We start from the raw sequence: 13,377 nt of genomic DNA, 5'->3' as shown, positions 1-13,377 counted from the left end.
GATATGGACGTGGGCACCGCCGGTCCCGGCAGCGACGAGCCGCGAGTGGTCGCGCCGCCACGGCTGATCGTGCTGCACGCGCTGGCCGCCGGCATCGACTTCGAGAGGTACTTCCGCTGGCGAAGGGCGCGCGAGGGCGATCCATTCTTCGTGCGCTTTCCCGGCTTCGGCTCGGCGCTGTTCACCGGCACGGCCGAGGGCGCGCGCGAGATGTTCCGCGCGCCGGTCGACACCATCGAACCGCCGCGACCGAATCCGATCGAGCCGCTGGTCGGCACCGCGTCGCTGATCCTGTCCTCGGGCGAGCGGCATCGGCGTGATCGCGCGCTGCTGGCACCGGCCTTCCACGGTGCGCGAATCCGCGCGTACGGGGAGATCATCCGGGATTCGGTGCGCACGGAGATGACCGAGGGGAACCAGCCGTGGCGGCCGGGGGTCCGCATCGATTCCAGAGCGGCGGCGCGGGCGATCACACTGCGGGTGATCCTGGAGGCGGTGTTCGGGGTGGACAGCCACGAGCGGCGGGCCGAATACACCAGGGCGGTCAGCGACTTCCTCACCGCGTTCTCCGGGCCGCTGATGCTGCTGCCGCTGCTGCGGCACGGGCTGTTCGGGCGGGCGCCGTGGGATCGGTTCGTCGCGGCCCGCGAGCGGCTGGATCGACTGATCGTCGACGACATCGCGCGCAGGCGGGCCAGCACCGGGAACTTGGCCACCGACATCCTCGGCATGTTGCTGAACACGCGCTACGACGACGGCACCGCGCTCACCGACGACGAGCTGTGCGAACAACTGCGCACCCTGCTTGTCGCCGGACACGAGACCACCGCGACCACCCTGGTCTGGGCACTGTTCCACCTGCACCGCGACCCGGCCACGCTGGAACCGCTGCGCGCGGAGTTGCGCGCCGCTGGACCGGACGCCGACCCGGTAGAACTGGCGCGGCTGCCCTATCTGGACGCGGTGTGTCAGGAGACGCTGCGGCTACATCCCGCGGTGCCCATCGTGGTGCGCCGATTGACCGCGCCGTTCACGCTGCGCGGGGTTGACCTGGCGGCGGGGGACACGATGGGGGTCGCGGTGCCGTTGCTGCACTCGGATCCCCAGGTGTGGACCGAGGCGCGACGGTTCCGGCCGGAGCGGTTCATCGAGCGCAAATACGGGCCGTTCGAGTTCGCGCCGTTCGGCGGTGGGCATCGGCGCTGCGTCGGTGCGTCGCTGGCGGACTACGAACTGCGAATCGCGTTGGCTACCATGGTGAGCCGGGTCCGGCTGCGGCTGGTCCCTCGGTATGCGAACGGGCGTACGCCAATCTCGGTGCCGCACAACATAGCAACCGGTCCGCACCGCCCGATTCCGTTCGATGTGGTGAGTGATTTACGTCACGAAGGCGTTTGACCATACCGACAAAGCGACCGACCAGCGGCATCGATCCACCCACCGGACTCGCCGACGTGACCGGTACCTTTCGAGAAGCAAGACGACCGCCACCGGGTTATGTGACGGCTACCACACCGCGCGGTCTGATCGAATCATTATGAAACGCAACTGGCTTCGAGCCACTCCGGGACGGTAGGAAGGATGCAGGGTCGGGCCGTCAATACCCGTGGGTCAGCTCTGCCTGCTCCACGCCGATGAGAGATCTCATGGCACGCGTGCGTCCGCGCGGGTGTCGCGAGAGATGGAATGGACGAGAAACCTATGCATGTCGCTTCGCACACCGGGTCGCTACCTGCTCACCGCAGGGGAGCACAGCTAACCCGCAGGCTGCGGGCGGGCGCCCTGTTGTCCGCGACGATCGCGGCGGGGGTCCTGCTCGCGGTGCCCGCCGACGCCGATCCGTTGTTCCCCGGATTCGGCACCGGATCCGCCGGTTCGGCGACGGACCCAGGGCCACAGCAGCCGAACTTCGCGCCGCCGGGGATCAACATCGCCGACGGCGAGGTGGTCGGGGTCGCCCAGCCGATCATCATCAACTTCAAGGACCCGGTGCCCGATCACGCCACCGCCGAGAAGTTCATCAAGATCACCTCGTCGAAAGACGCGCCGGGCCACTTCTACTGGCGCGGCGACAAGCAGGTGCGCTGGCGGCCGAACGAGTTCTGGCCGGACAACACCGACGTGCACGTCGAGGCGGGCGGGACGCGCAGCGACTTCAAGATCGGCGACGCGTTCGTCAGCACGGCCGACGACAACACCCACATGATCACGATCACCCGCAACGGTGAGGTGGTGAAGACGATGCCGACCTCGATGGGCAAGACCAAGCACGAGACCCCGAACGGCACCTACGTCGTCGGCGAACAGCTGCGCAAGATGATCATGGATTCGTCCACCTACGGTGTGCCGACCACCGACCCCGAGGGCTACAAGCTCGAGGTCGAGTACGCGACCCGCATCTCCAACAACGGCATCTTCGTGCACGCCGCACCGTGGTCGGTCGGCCAGCAGGGCAACTCCAACTCCAGCCACGGCTGCCTCAACGTGAGCACCGAGAACGCCAAGTGGTTCATGGAGAACTCGCGCAAGGGTGACCCGGTCATCATCGAGAACACCAAGGGCGGCACGATCGACGCCAGCGACGGTTTGGCCGGCGACTGGGTCGAGTGACCTTCCAGCACAACCGAAGACACGTCACGAAGCCGAACATTACGATCAATTAAGCAATTTGCTGATCGTGGTGTTCGGCTTCTTGATTCACTTGGCGCGTGTTCGAGAAGTTCAGCGTGCCGGGGGCTAGCGTTAACCGGTTGTTTGCCCCCGTCCGTAGAGTGCGCGACGTGCGAGCTAAGCCGGAAAGAGTTTTACCCCAACCGCGCGGACGCGGTTTGCGGAACCGGCCCTGGCAGGATTACGCGCTGTTCTTTGTGCTGGTAGCACCGAATTTCGCGCTGCTGACGCTGTTCGTCTATCGGCCGTTGATCGACAACATCCGGCTCTCGTTCTCCGACTGGAACATCTCCGACACGGCGCTCACCTACATCGGGTTCGACAACTACCGGGAGTGGTGGGGGCGGTCGGATTCCTGGGCCATCGTCACCAACACGGTGGTGTTCACCCTGGCCGCGGTGGTCGGCAGCATGGTGCTCGGCCTCGGGCTCGCCCTGCTGCTCGACCGGAAGCTGTTCGGCCGCAATGTGGTCCGCTCGGCGATCTTCGCGCCGTTCGTCATCTCCGGCGCCGCTATCGGCGTGGCATTCCAATTCCTCTTCGACCCGAGCTTCGGCCTGGTCCAGGATTTGTTGCACCGCATCGGCGTCGACAACGTGCCCGACTTCTACCAGAATCCACACTGGGCGCTGTTCATGGTGACGGTGACCTACATCTGGAAGAACCTCGGCTATAGCTTCGTCATCTATCTTGCCGCGCTACAAGGGGTTCGGGCCGAGCTGATGGAGGCGGCCGAGATGGACGGCGCTGGCCGGTGGACCACCTTCACCAAGGTGTTGCTGCCGCAGCTGCGCCCGACCACGTTCTTCCTGTCGATCACGGTGCTGCTGAATTCGTTGCAGGTCTTCGACATCATCAACGTGATGACGCGGGGCGGGCCGCTCGGCACCGGCACCACCACCATGGTTTACCAGGTGTACCAGGAAACCTTCCGTAACTTCCGCGCCGGCTACGGCGCGACCGTGGCCACCATCATGTTCGTGGTGCTGTTGGTCGTCACGCTGGTGCAGGTTCGCGTCATGGATCGGAATGAGCAGTGAAAAGCGCAGGCGCTGAAACGGTTTCCTATAAGCGTCGCCAACTCGGCGTGATGCTGCTCGGCTACGCCGCCATGGTGTGCGTGCTGATCATCGTCGGCGTGCCACTGTTCTGGATCGTCATCACCTCGTTCAAGGCGCGCCCGGACATCTACGTGCAGCCCGCGGTCTACTGGCCGCACAGCTGGCATCCGGAGAACTATCACGACGCCACCACCGCGCTGCCGTTCTGGACCTTTTTCCGCAACTCACTGATCGTCACGGCGGTCATCTCCGTGGTGAAGTTCGTGCTCGGTGTGTTCAGCGCGTACGGGCTGGTGTTCCTGCGGTTCCCCGGTAAGTCGGTGGTGTTCCTGGTGATCATCGCGGCACTGATGGTGCCCAACCAGATCACCGTGATCTCCAACTACGCGCTGGTCGCGCAGCTCGGCTGGCGAAACACCCTGATCGGCATCATCGTTCCGCTCTGCGGCGTCGCATTCGGCACCTTCCTGATGCGTAACCACTTCCTGTCGCTGCCGTCGGAGGTCATCGAGGCGGCCAGGATGGACGGCGCCAACTGGTGGCGGCTGCTGACCAGGGTGGTGCTGCCGATGTCCGGGCCGACGATGGTCGCCTTCGCGGTGGTCACGCTGGTCAACGAGTGGAACGAATACCTCTGGCCGTTCTTGATGTCCGACAGTCCGCAGACCGCAACGCTGCCGGTCGGCCTGACCCTTTTGCAGAACACCGAGAATCCCAGCGTCACGAACTGGGGGCCGGTGATGTCCGGCACGCTGCTGACCATGCTGCCGATTCTCGTGGTGTTCCTGCTGCTGCAACGCCACATGATCAAAGGCCTCACCTCTGGTGCGGTCAAAGGTTAGATACAGGAGAAACCACGTGTCCACTTCTCAGTTCCCCGCGCTGTCCAGGCGCGGATTCATCGGGCTGGCCGGCGCTGTCGCCGCGGGCGCGGCACTGACCGCATGCGCGGGCACCGGCGGTGGCTCGAAGCAGTCCGGCGACGCCAACACCATCAACTTCTGGTCAAGCCACCCCGGCACTTCGAAGGATCAGGAAACCGAGCTGATCAAGCGCTTCCAGGCGAAGTTCCCCGACCTCAAGGTCAACCTGATCGACGCCGGTCAGAACTACGAGGAAGTGTCGCAGAAGTTCAACGCGTCCCTCTCCGGCGGCGCGCTGCCCGATGTCGTTGTGCTGTCCGATGTCTGGTGGTTCAACTACGCCCTCAACGGCTCCATCGAACCGTTGGACGGGCACTTCGCCGCCGCGGGCGTGCAGCTGGACGACTACGTCGACTCGCTGGCCGCCGACTACCTGTTCAACGGCAAGCACTACGCACTGCCGTACTCCCGCTCGACGCCGCTGTTCTACTACAACAAGGACGTCTGGGCGAAAGCCGGTCTGCCGGACCGTGGTCCGAACAGCTGGCAGGAGTTCGACGAGTGGGGCCCGAAGATTCAGTCTGTCGTCGGCGACGGCAAGCTCGCGCACGGCTGGGGTGACGCCAAGAACTACCTGGCCTGGACCTTCCAGGGCCCGAACTGGACCTTCGGCGGCGCCTACTCCGACCAGTGGAAGCTGAAGTTCACCGATCCGAGCACCGTCGCGGCGGGCCAGTTCCTGCGCGATATGATCCACACCAAGAAGTACGCGGGCATCAAGCCGCAGATCGCCGTCGATTTCGGCACCGGCGTGATCGCCTCGACTATCGCCTCCACCGGTGACCTCAAAGGCATCAAGCAGAACGCGGAAGGCAAGCTGCAGTTCGGCACCGCGAACCTGCCGCACCCGAACGGACCCGGCGTCACCACCGGCGGTGCCGGTCTCGCGATTCCGTCGCGGATCTCCGATGAGCGAAAGGTGAACGCACTCAAGTTCATCGAGTTCATCACCAACGCCACGAACACCGCGTACTTCTCGCAGGCCACCGGGTACATGCCGGTGCGCAAGTCGGCGGTCACCGATCCGAGTGAGCAGGACTTCCTGGCAAAGAATCCGAACGCGAAGGTCGCCATCGATCAGCTGCCGCTGACCAAGTCGCAGGACTACGCCCGGGTGTTCGTGCCGGGCGGCGACCAGATCATCGGCACCGGGCTGGAACAGATCGGGCTGCAGAACGCCGATCCGGCAACGGTTTTCGCCAATGTCACCAGCCAACTGCAGGCCATCATCGACCGGCAGATCACGCCGAAGCTGCCCAAGTAATACCCGCACCCCGGTGGCGGCCACCCAGCGTGGCCGCCACCGTGAGTTCACACGAGGAGATCGACGCCCATGGCCACAGTGCAGTTCGACGGGGTGACGCACCTGTATCCCGGTGCGCCGACACCCGCCGTCGACAGCCTGGAAATCGACATCGCCGATGGGGAATTCATCGTTCTCGTCGGCCCATCGGGCTGCGGCAAGTCGACAAGCCTGCGCATGCTCGCCGGACTGGAATCGGTGGAGGCCGGTCGAATCCTGATCGGCGGCAAGGACGTCACCGGGCTGCCGCCGCGGGCCCGCGATGTGGCGATGGTGTTCCAGAGCTACGCGCTGTACCCGAATATGACCGTCGCGGAGAACATGGGCTTCGCGTTGCGCAATGCGGGAATGAGCAAGGCCGACACCCTGGTCCGCGTCGAAGAAGCGGCGAAGATGCTGGAGCTCGAGCAGCTGCTCGACCGTAAGCCGGCGAAACTGTCCGGCGGACAACGGCAACGGGTCGCGATGGGCCGCGCGATCGTGCGCAGGCCGCAGGTGTTCTGCATGGACGAGCCGCTGTCCAACCTGGACGCCAAGCTGCGCGTCAGCACCCGGTCGCAGATCGCCGCGCTGCAGAAGCGGCTCGGCACCACCACGGTGTACGTCACCCACGATCAGGTGGAGGCGATGACCATGGGCGACCGCGTCGCGGTGCTGCTCGACGGCAAACTGCAGCAGATCGCCGCGCCCCGTGAGCTTTACGACAATCCGGTGAACACCTTCGTCGCCGGTTTCATCGGCTCACCCGGCATGAACCTGCTCGAGGCACCGGTGCGCGACGGTGCGGCGATCCTCGACGATCTGCGAATCCCGGTGCCACGCACCGCGAAAACCGGTGATCGAGTCGTCGTCGGTATTCGCCCGGAATCGTGGGAGGTGACCACCGACGAAGGTGGTCTCACCGTTGCCGCGGAACTGCTCGAAGAACTCGGCGCCGAGTCGTTCGTCTACAGCCACGGCGTCGCCGCGGACTGGAACAGCCGCTCGGGCAAGGTGGTTGCCCGCGTCGACCGCCGCTTCCAGGTCGCGCTCGGCGATCAACTGCGGCTGCGACCCAAACTCGACGATGTGTTCTTCTTCGACGCGGAAACCGAGCAACGCCTGCGCTGACGGCCCGCACTGATCCGAAAAGACGCTGCGCTGGCGGCAATTGAGGGGCGAGGGCACTACCTGGAGCGGTAATGCCCTCGCCTGCCGAGCTACCAGATCTTTACGCGCTCCGCCGGGTCCAAATACAGGGCGTCGCCCGGAGTTACCTCGAAGGCCTCGTGGAAGCTGTCGATATTGCGGACCACCGCGTTGCAGCGGAATTCGGGCGGGGAGTGCGGGTCGACGGTGAGGCGGCGGATGGCTTCCTCGGTGCGGGCCTTGGTGCGCCAGACCTGGGCCCAACCGTAGAAGACGCGTTGCAGGCCGGTGAGGCCGTCGAGCTCGGGAGCCTCGGCGCCGTCGAGGGAGATCTTGTAGGCCTGCAGGGCGATGGAAAGACCGCCGAGGTCGCCGATGTTCTCGCCGATGGTGAATTCGCCGTTGACGGTGTGCTCGTCGGGCAGGTCCTTGGGGGAGAGCACGTTGTACTGGTCGATCAATGCCTTTGTGCGCTTACCGAATTCGGTGCGGTCGTCGTCGGTCCACCAGTCGACCATGTTGCCGTCGCCGTCGTATTTGGCGCCCTGATCGTCGAAGCCGTGGCCGATCTCGTGCCCGATGACCGCGCCGATGCCACCGTAATTGGCGGCGTCGTCGGCATTCATGTCGAACATCGGCGGCTGCAGAATCGCCGCGGGAAAGACGATTTCGTTCATGCCAGGGTTGTAGTAGGCATTCACGGTCTGCGGTGTCATGAACCATTCGTCGTGATCGACCGGGCCGCCGAGCTTGTTCAGGTCGCGATCATGATCGGCGGCATAGCCGTTGCGGTAATTGCCGACCAGGTCGGCCGGATCGATCACCACGTCCGAGTAGTCGCGCCACTTGTCCGGATAGCCGATCTTCGGGGTGAACTTCTCCAGCTTGGCCAGCGCGGCCGCCCTGGTGTCGGCGCCCATCCAGTCCAGCTCCGCGATATTGCGGCGGTAGGCCTCCTGCAGGTTGGCGACCAGCTCCACCATCCTTGCCTTGGCCTCCGGCGGGAAGTGTTCGGCGACATACAGTTTGCCGACCGCCTCGCCGAGCAGATCTTGCACCAGCGAGACGCCGCGCTTCCAGCGCTCCCGAATCTCCTTGGCGCCGGTCATCGTGCGGCCGGCGAAGGCGAAGTTCTCCTCGATCACCGCATCGGTGAGATACGGTGCGCGCGAACGGATCAGCCGCCAGGCCGACCACGCCTGCCAGTCGGCCAGCGATTCCGCGGACCACACTTCATTGAACGTGCTCAGGTAATCCGGCTGGCGGACAATGACTTCGGCGAACAGGTCGGGACCGGATCGGTCGACGCCCTCGGCGAGCGCCGAAGTCCACGCCGCCCAATCGAATTCGGGGTAGTCGGCGACCAGCGCGTCGAAGGTGGTCGGATTGTAGCTGCGTTCGGCGTCGCGGCGGCGGACCACGTCCCAGTGCCCGGCGGCGAGCTTGCGCTCAAGCTCGAACACCCGCTGCCCGACCGTGTCCAGATCCGACGGGAGCAGCGCGGCGATCCGAGGATCCGCGGCGACCAGCGCGAACATCCGGCCGATGTGTGCGATGTACTCGGCGCGGATCTCGGCGAATTCGTCCTGGCGGTAGTACGACTCGTCGGGCAGCCCGATGCCGGACTGGGAGGCATGCACCAGGTAGCGGGTGGAGTTCTTGTCGTCGGTGTCGACGTAAAAGCCGATGGCGCCGCTGACACCGGTGCGCTGCAGCCTGCCGAGCAGGCCAGCGAACGCGCTGCGGTCGGTGATCGCGTAGATGGCGGCGAGCTCGGCCGAGATCGGCGCCAGCCCGGCGGCGGCCACGGTCTCGGTGTCCATGAAGCTGGCGAACAGATCGCCGATCTTGCGGGCATCGGTACCCGGCTCCGCCAACTCGGCGGCGGCGTTCTGAATGATCACCTGCACGTGCCGCTCGGCCTGGTCGTACAGCGTGCGCAGCGCGCCGTCCACCGCGCGGTCCGCGGGTATCTCGTAGTCGGCCAGCCATTTGCCGTTGACGTGCGCGAACAGGTCATCCTGCACCCGCACGCCCTGGTCGAGATAGGACAGATCGATACCGGAGGGACTGCTCAGCTCGGAGGTCACGGTCTCCAGTATGCCGACGATGCGGAAGAGTCGGCCCCCGGCCGCGAACGGCCGGGGGTGGCGGTCAGGAGTTCGAGGAGGTCAGTGCGTGTTCAGACGGTGAGTGCGATGCGATCGAACTCGCCGTCGCGCACGCCGAGCAGGAAGGCGTTCCACTCCTGCGGGGTGTAGCCGAGGACGGTCGTACCGTGCCGGAGCATGGTGTTGCCGTCGGCGGCGGTGTGCGCGGTCAGCGCGCCGGGCGTTCGCCCCGACGCGCGCAGGGTGTCGAGGAAAAGGGTCCATTCGCGAGCGGTAACAGTGATGATGGGCTCGTCGGCGAGACAGTTGGCGGGATCGCGGCGGTATTTGCTGTCGCGGACGAGCACAGCGTCACCATCGAAGCGGACCTCGACACATTGGTTGCCGTTGTTCGATCGGGTCGACCGAAACCAGGCTGTGAAAACCGACCGGGGAGTAGCGGTGGTGGTCATGGGCAGGATTTTACACTCGGGCATAGGTCCTGATCAGGCTCGATGACTCGGCACGCGACAGCGATTGCTCCTGTGCGCGAACGTAAGCGAAGCTCAGATCCCGCACCAGTTCCGGGTCGTCGACCGCCCCGCCGAACACCGCGCTCTCCGCCCAGCCGAAGGTCGGCAGCTGCTCCCCGGCGAAGTCGATGAGATGGAAACTCGACCCGCCGAGCACCGCGCCCGCGGTGGCGGCGAACGGGATGACCCGCACCTCGACGGTGTCGAGTTCGTCGATCAGTTCGGCCAGATGAGTCAACTGCGCGCGCAGCACAGCGGGCCCGCCGGTCTGCTGCAGCAGGGTGCCCTCGCCGATCACCGCGGTCAGCTCGACCGGCTCGGCACCGCGCAGCCGCGCCTGCCTGCGCATCCGGATCGCGACCAGCTGCTCGACCTGCACCGGACGGATCATCACATCGGCGCTGATCAGCGCGCGGGCGTACGCCTCGGTCTGCAGCAGGCCAGGCACGACCAGGCTGTCGTAGCTACGGATGCTGTGCGCGCCGTATTCCATGCCGTAGAGGCGCTGCAGCTCGGGCCCGATCAGCGCGGACGATTTGGTCCACCAGCCGCGCTGCTTGCTGGCGTCGAGCAGGGCGAGCAGCTCCGCGCGTTCCTCGGCCTCCACCTCGAGCAGCTCGAGCACCGGGCCGATGGTGTTGGTGGTGAGCACGCGTCTGCCCTTCTCCACGTGCGACCAGTTGGCCGGGGTGAAGCCGACCCGCTTGGCGAAACCCGCCGAGTCGAAGCCGCGCTGTTCGCGCAGCTCCCGCAGCCGCAACACCAGTTCCCAACGGGCAACGGCGGGCGAGACGGGTGCCATGACAGGCGATCGTACGCGGGTTCGACTCACCGGCGTGTGACTATTGTCAGCGCACTAGTGCGGCATTAGGGTCGGGTTTCAGCGGTCGATTCTCTCCCCCTTCACGCGATCCACCCGCATCGAGGCGAGGTTCGTCATGAGTGTGTCCCGCACTGAGTCAGGTAGTCAGCCCGCGTCCTCCGATTACGCGACGATGCAGGACGCCATCGCCCGCTGCCGTCGCTACCGCAAGGATCACGGCCTGTACGGCGTCGTCGACCCAGCGCTCGGCCGGATCATGTTGGAAGTAGGCGCGGTTGGCGCGGTCGTCATGCCCGCCGCACTCGGCCGCCGGGTGCGGGCGCAGCTGACCGAGGAGGCGCCCGAGGAGCTGCCAGGCCCGATCATCGGGCACCCACGCTCGGACCGGTGGACCTTTCTGACCGGCCCGACCGACAACTCCTACCTGGACACCGAACTGTTCGCCGACCTGTTCCGGGTCTGCGCCTCGGTCGCGCTGCCTGGCAGCCACATCGTGCTGCCCTCGCCCACCGACGAGGGCAGCGGCTACCGCAAGTGGATCTCGGTGCCCGAGCGCGACTTTCGCCCCGAAATGGGGGATGTGCTAGCCGCTACCCGGGCCTGCGCGGCGGTCAGCGGGGAGTAGGCGCGGGCGGCGGGGTCAGCGTGATGCTGTACTTGTCGTCCAGCCGCTGGTTCCAGTCGTGTTCGCACTGGTCGATCTTGGTCTGATCGCCGTTCGCCTTGCTCACGCAGTCGACGAAGTCCTTGCCGCCACTGTTGATGAAGAAGCTGTAGCCGACGATGGTGACCACAATGGCGCCGATCAAACCGAGCGCGCCGAGGATCAGGCCGGTGATCGCCATGCCGGTGCCGCCTGCGCGACCGGAACGCGTCTTCACCAGCGCGACGATGCCGAAGATGATGGCGAAGGCGCCGAACAGGTAGCCACCGACCAGCGTCCAGAAGCTCAGCAGCGCGAGGATGCCGAGCACAAGCGCGGTGATCGCCAGACCCCTGCCCTTCGGCGACTCCTGCCAGTAGGCGGGCTGACCCGGCTGCTGGCCGGGCGGCGGGTACCCGGGGGGCGGCGGGTACTGGCCGGGCGGCGGATATTGCGACATGAACTTCCTCTCCGTCGGTGCCTCGCGTTGCTCGAGCCAGACCTGCCGGTCCGGTGCATATGCGGGGATCGCCTACTGATCGCATGCGCTACGGGCAGGTGTTAATGCGAGGTATGCCCATTTTGACGTAGCCGAACGGAGTCCGTTCTTTAGACGCGCGCATGGCCGGAGTGAATTGGCCTACTGCGCGCCCAGCCTGGCGTGCATCTCCCACACCAGAATCTCCGAGGGTCCTCGGGCGATGACGCGCTGGCCGCCGGTTCGAGTCAGCCGGACCGCGTCCCCCTCGTCGAGGGTGCCGACGCCCTCCATCTCCACCTCGCCGTGGGCGATGAATACGTGCAGGTAGGGAGCGTCGGGCAGATCGATGGCCCGCTCGGGATCGCCGGACATCCGTGCCACGTGCAGCGCCGCGTGGCTGCTGTTGATGGCGATGGCGGTGCGATCGCGGTAGCGCGGCAGGCCGGCGGCCACCGTCACCAGGCCGCCGCCCGCCAGCGCGTCGTCGATCTCGAGCTGTTCATAGCCGGGCGTCAAGCCTGGTTCGTCGGGGACGACCCACATCTGCACGAAATGCACCGGCTCGTCGTGTGCGGCGCCGTTGAGCCGCCACGAGTCGTTCTTCTCCGAGTGCAGGATGCCGGTGCCCGCGCTCATCCGCTGGGCCAGGCCCGGATAGATGATGCCGCTGTGGCCGAGCGAGTCCTGGTGCACCAGGCTGCCGCCGAGCACCCAGGTCACGATCTCCATGTCCCGGTGCGGATGCGTATCGAAGCCTTGACCAGGGGAGACGACATCGTCGTTGTTGACGAGCAGCAGGCCGTGGTGGGTGTTGTCGGGATCGTAGTGCTCGCCGAAGGAGAACGAATGCTTCGAATCCAGCCAGGAGACCCGCGTCTTCATGCGGTCGCCTGCTCGATGGACGTCGATGTGGGGTGTCATGAGCGAACGAAGTGAGCGAGTCATGTCACAGCGTGCGGCTGGAGTGTGGACATCGAGGTCCTCCTCTCGGGACCGTGCACCGATCACCTTTCAGGGTAGGAGCACATACGTCGCGGTACTCCACATTCCTAGTAAATTGTCCTGCACTCGGCATTTTACGCGAGCGACCAACGGGTGAACGTCAGGCGAGCAGAACCAACCGGTACGTCGAAACGCCAGGTGACCGCACCGACCGCTAGGGCACCGCCGCGTGCCATGCTCGGACCGGGTTCGTAAAATGATGTGCCGCAATGCAACCGGAGGTGACGACGAGATGCGACCCGAGACGCTCGCGCGCATCGAGCGACAACTCCGCAGCGAGGCGGACCGCGACGGCATCGCGCATTTCGTCGTCGGCGTCGCGGTGTTCCGCGACCGCAAACTTCTGGTGGTGCGCCGGGTCCCCGACGACTATCACGGCGGCATGTACGAGCTACCCGGCGGTGGCGTCGAATCCGGCGAGACCTTCGCCGAATGCGTCGAACGTGAGCTGTTCGAGGAAACCGGCCTGCGGCTGCGCGGCATCACCGATTTTCTCGGCGGCATCGACTACGCCACCAGAACCAAGTCCAGGGTGCGGAAATACAGCTTCGTGGTAGACGTCGAACCGGGCGAGGTGGCCCTGGAGCCGGGCGAACACGACGCCTTCGCGTGGATCGACGCCGACGCCCTCGACGAACTACCCATGGCCCCCGATATGCGCGAGGCGGTCAGCGCCCTGGTCACCGACGCGCACTGAATTTCACCGACGCGCACCGAATT

Annotated in this window: 13 protein-coding genes; 8 read left to right on the top strand and 5 right to left on the bottom strand. The window is 65.7% G+C overall.

Features of this window, described 5'->3' with window-relative positions; all coding sequences use genetic code 11:
- Positions 1-3: 3 nt before the first annotated feature.
- The 6 genes from OG203_RS25405 to OG203_RS25380 all read left to right on the top strand — a co-directional run bounded on the left by OG203_RS25405 (position 4) and on the right by OG203_RS25380 (position 7,067).
- Entirely contained in the window at positions 4-1,398 is a 1,395-nt protein-coding gene (locus tag OG203_RS25405) for a cytochrome P450 (RefSeq protein WP_405159772.1), read from the top strand.
- 303 nt (positions 1,399-1,701) lie between these two features.
- Positions 1,702-2,610: a L,D-transpeptidase gene (locus OG203_RS25400; protein WP_405159771.1), complete on the top strand. Its 909-nt coding sequence runs from the start codon at positions 1,702-1,704 to the stop codon at positions 2,608-2,610.
- A 170-nt stretch (positions 2,611-2,780) separates the two neighbouring features.
- Entirely contained in the window at positions 2,781-3,710 is a 930-nt protein-coding gene (locus OG203_RS25395) for a carbohydrate ABC transporter permease (protein ID WP_405159770.1), read from the top strand.
- A gap of 50 nt (positions 3,711-3,760) precedes the next feature.
- Positions 3,761-4,573: a carbohydrate ABC transporter permease gene (locus OG203_RS25390; protein ID WP_405168001.1), complete on the top strand. Its 813-nt coding sequence runs from the start codon at positions 3,761-3,763 to the stop codon at positions 4,571-4,573.
- 16 nt (positions 4,574-4,589) lie between these two features.
- A complete protein-coding gene (locus OG203_RS25385; protein ID WP_405159769.1) occupies positions 4,590-5,918 on the top strand; it encodes an ABC transporter substrate-binding protein in 1,329 nt (442 codons plus the stop codon).
- A gap of 69 nt (positions 5,919-5,987) precedes the next feature.
- Positions 5,988-7,067, top strand: coding sequence for an ABC transporter ATP-binding protein (locus OG203_RS25380; protein ID WP_405159768.1), 1,080 nt, complete (start codon positions 5,988-5,990; stop codon positions 7,065-7,067).
- An 89-nt stretch (positions 7,068-7,156) separates the two neighbouring features.
- On the opposite strand, the gene OG203_RS25375 is transcribed toward OG203_RS25380, so the two are convergent.
- From OG203_RS25375 to OG203_RS25365, 3 genes are all read right to left on the bottom strand, one after another.
- The gene (locus OG203_RS25375; protein ID WP_405159767.1) at positions 7,157-9,175 is read right to left on the bottom strand and encodes a M13 family metallopeptidase; all 2,019 of its coding nucleotides are present in this window, start codon (positions 9,173-9,175) and stop codon (positions 7,157-7,159) included.
- Between the two features lie 92 nt (positions 9,176-9,267).
- Positions 9,268-9,648 (bottom strand): DUF397 domain-containing protein, encoded by a 381-nt coding sequence (locus OG203_RS25370; protein ID WP_405159766.1) that lies wholly within the window; start codon positions 9,646-9,648, stop codon positions 9,268-9,270.
- Between the two features lie 10 nt (positions 9,649-9,658).
- The gene (locus OG203_RS25365) at positions 9,659-10,510 is read right to left on the bottom strand and encodes a Scr1 family TA system antitoxin-like transcriptional regulator (protein ID WP_405159765.1); all 852 of its coding nucleotides are present in this window, start codon (positions 10,508-10,510) and stop codon (positions 9,659-9,661) included.
- A 136-nt stretch (positions 10,511-10,646) separates the two neighbouring features.
- Here OG203_RS25365 and OG203_RS25360 point away from each other — a divergent pair, with 136 nt between their 5' ends.
- Positions 10,647-11,156 carry a hypothetical protein gene (locus OG203_RS25360; protein WP_405159764.1) on the top strand — a complete coding sequence of 170 codons (510 nt, stop codon included), beginning with the start codon at positions 10,647-10,649 and terminating at the stop codon, positions 11,154-11,156.
- Here OG203_RS25360 and OG203_RS25355 read toward each other — a convergent pair.
- Positions 11,143-11,634 carry a DUF4190 domain-containing protein gene (locus OG203_RS25355; RefSeq protein WP_405159763.1) on the bottom strand — a complete coding sequence of 164 codons (492 nt, stop codon included), beginning with the start codon at positions 11,632-11,634 and terminating at the stop codon, positions 11,143-11,145. The two genes, OG203_RS25360 and OG203_RS25355, sit on opposite strands and share 14 nt — an antisense overlap.
- A gap of 180 nt (positions 11,635-11,814) precedes the next feature.
- Positions 11,815-12,600, bottom strand: a complete 786-nt coding sequence (locus OG203_RS25350) for a pirin family protein (RefSeq protein WP_405159762.1) — start codon at positions 12,598-12,600, stop codon at positions 11,815-11,817.
- 289 nt (positions 12,601-12,889) lie between these two features.
- Between OG203_RS25350 and OG203_RS25345 the strand changes: the two genes are divergently transcribed.
- Positions 12,890-13,354: an NUDIX hydrolase gene (locus tag OG203_RS25345; protein WP_405159761.1), complete on the top strand. Its 465-nt coding sequence runs from the start codon at positions 12,890-12,892 to the stop codon at positions 13,352-13,354.
- The last annotated feature ends 23 nt before the right edge of the window (positions 13,355-13,377 follow it).

It is taken from the genome of Nocardia sp. NBC_01499 (assembly GCF_045040275.1).
Taxonomy (GTDB): Bacteria; Actinomycetota; Actinomycetes; order Mycobacteriales; family Mycobacteriaceae; genus Nocardia.
Note: the sequence above shows the minus strand (reverse complement) of the source record. Positions and strands in the feature narration are given on the sequence as shown.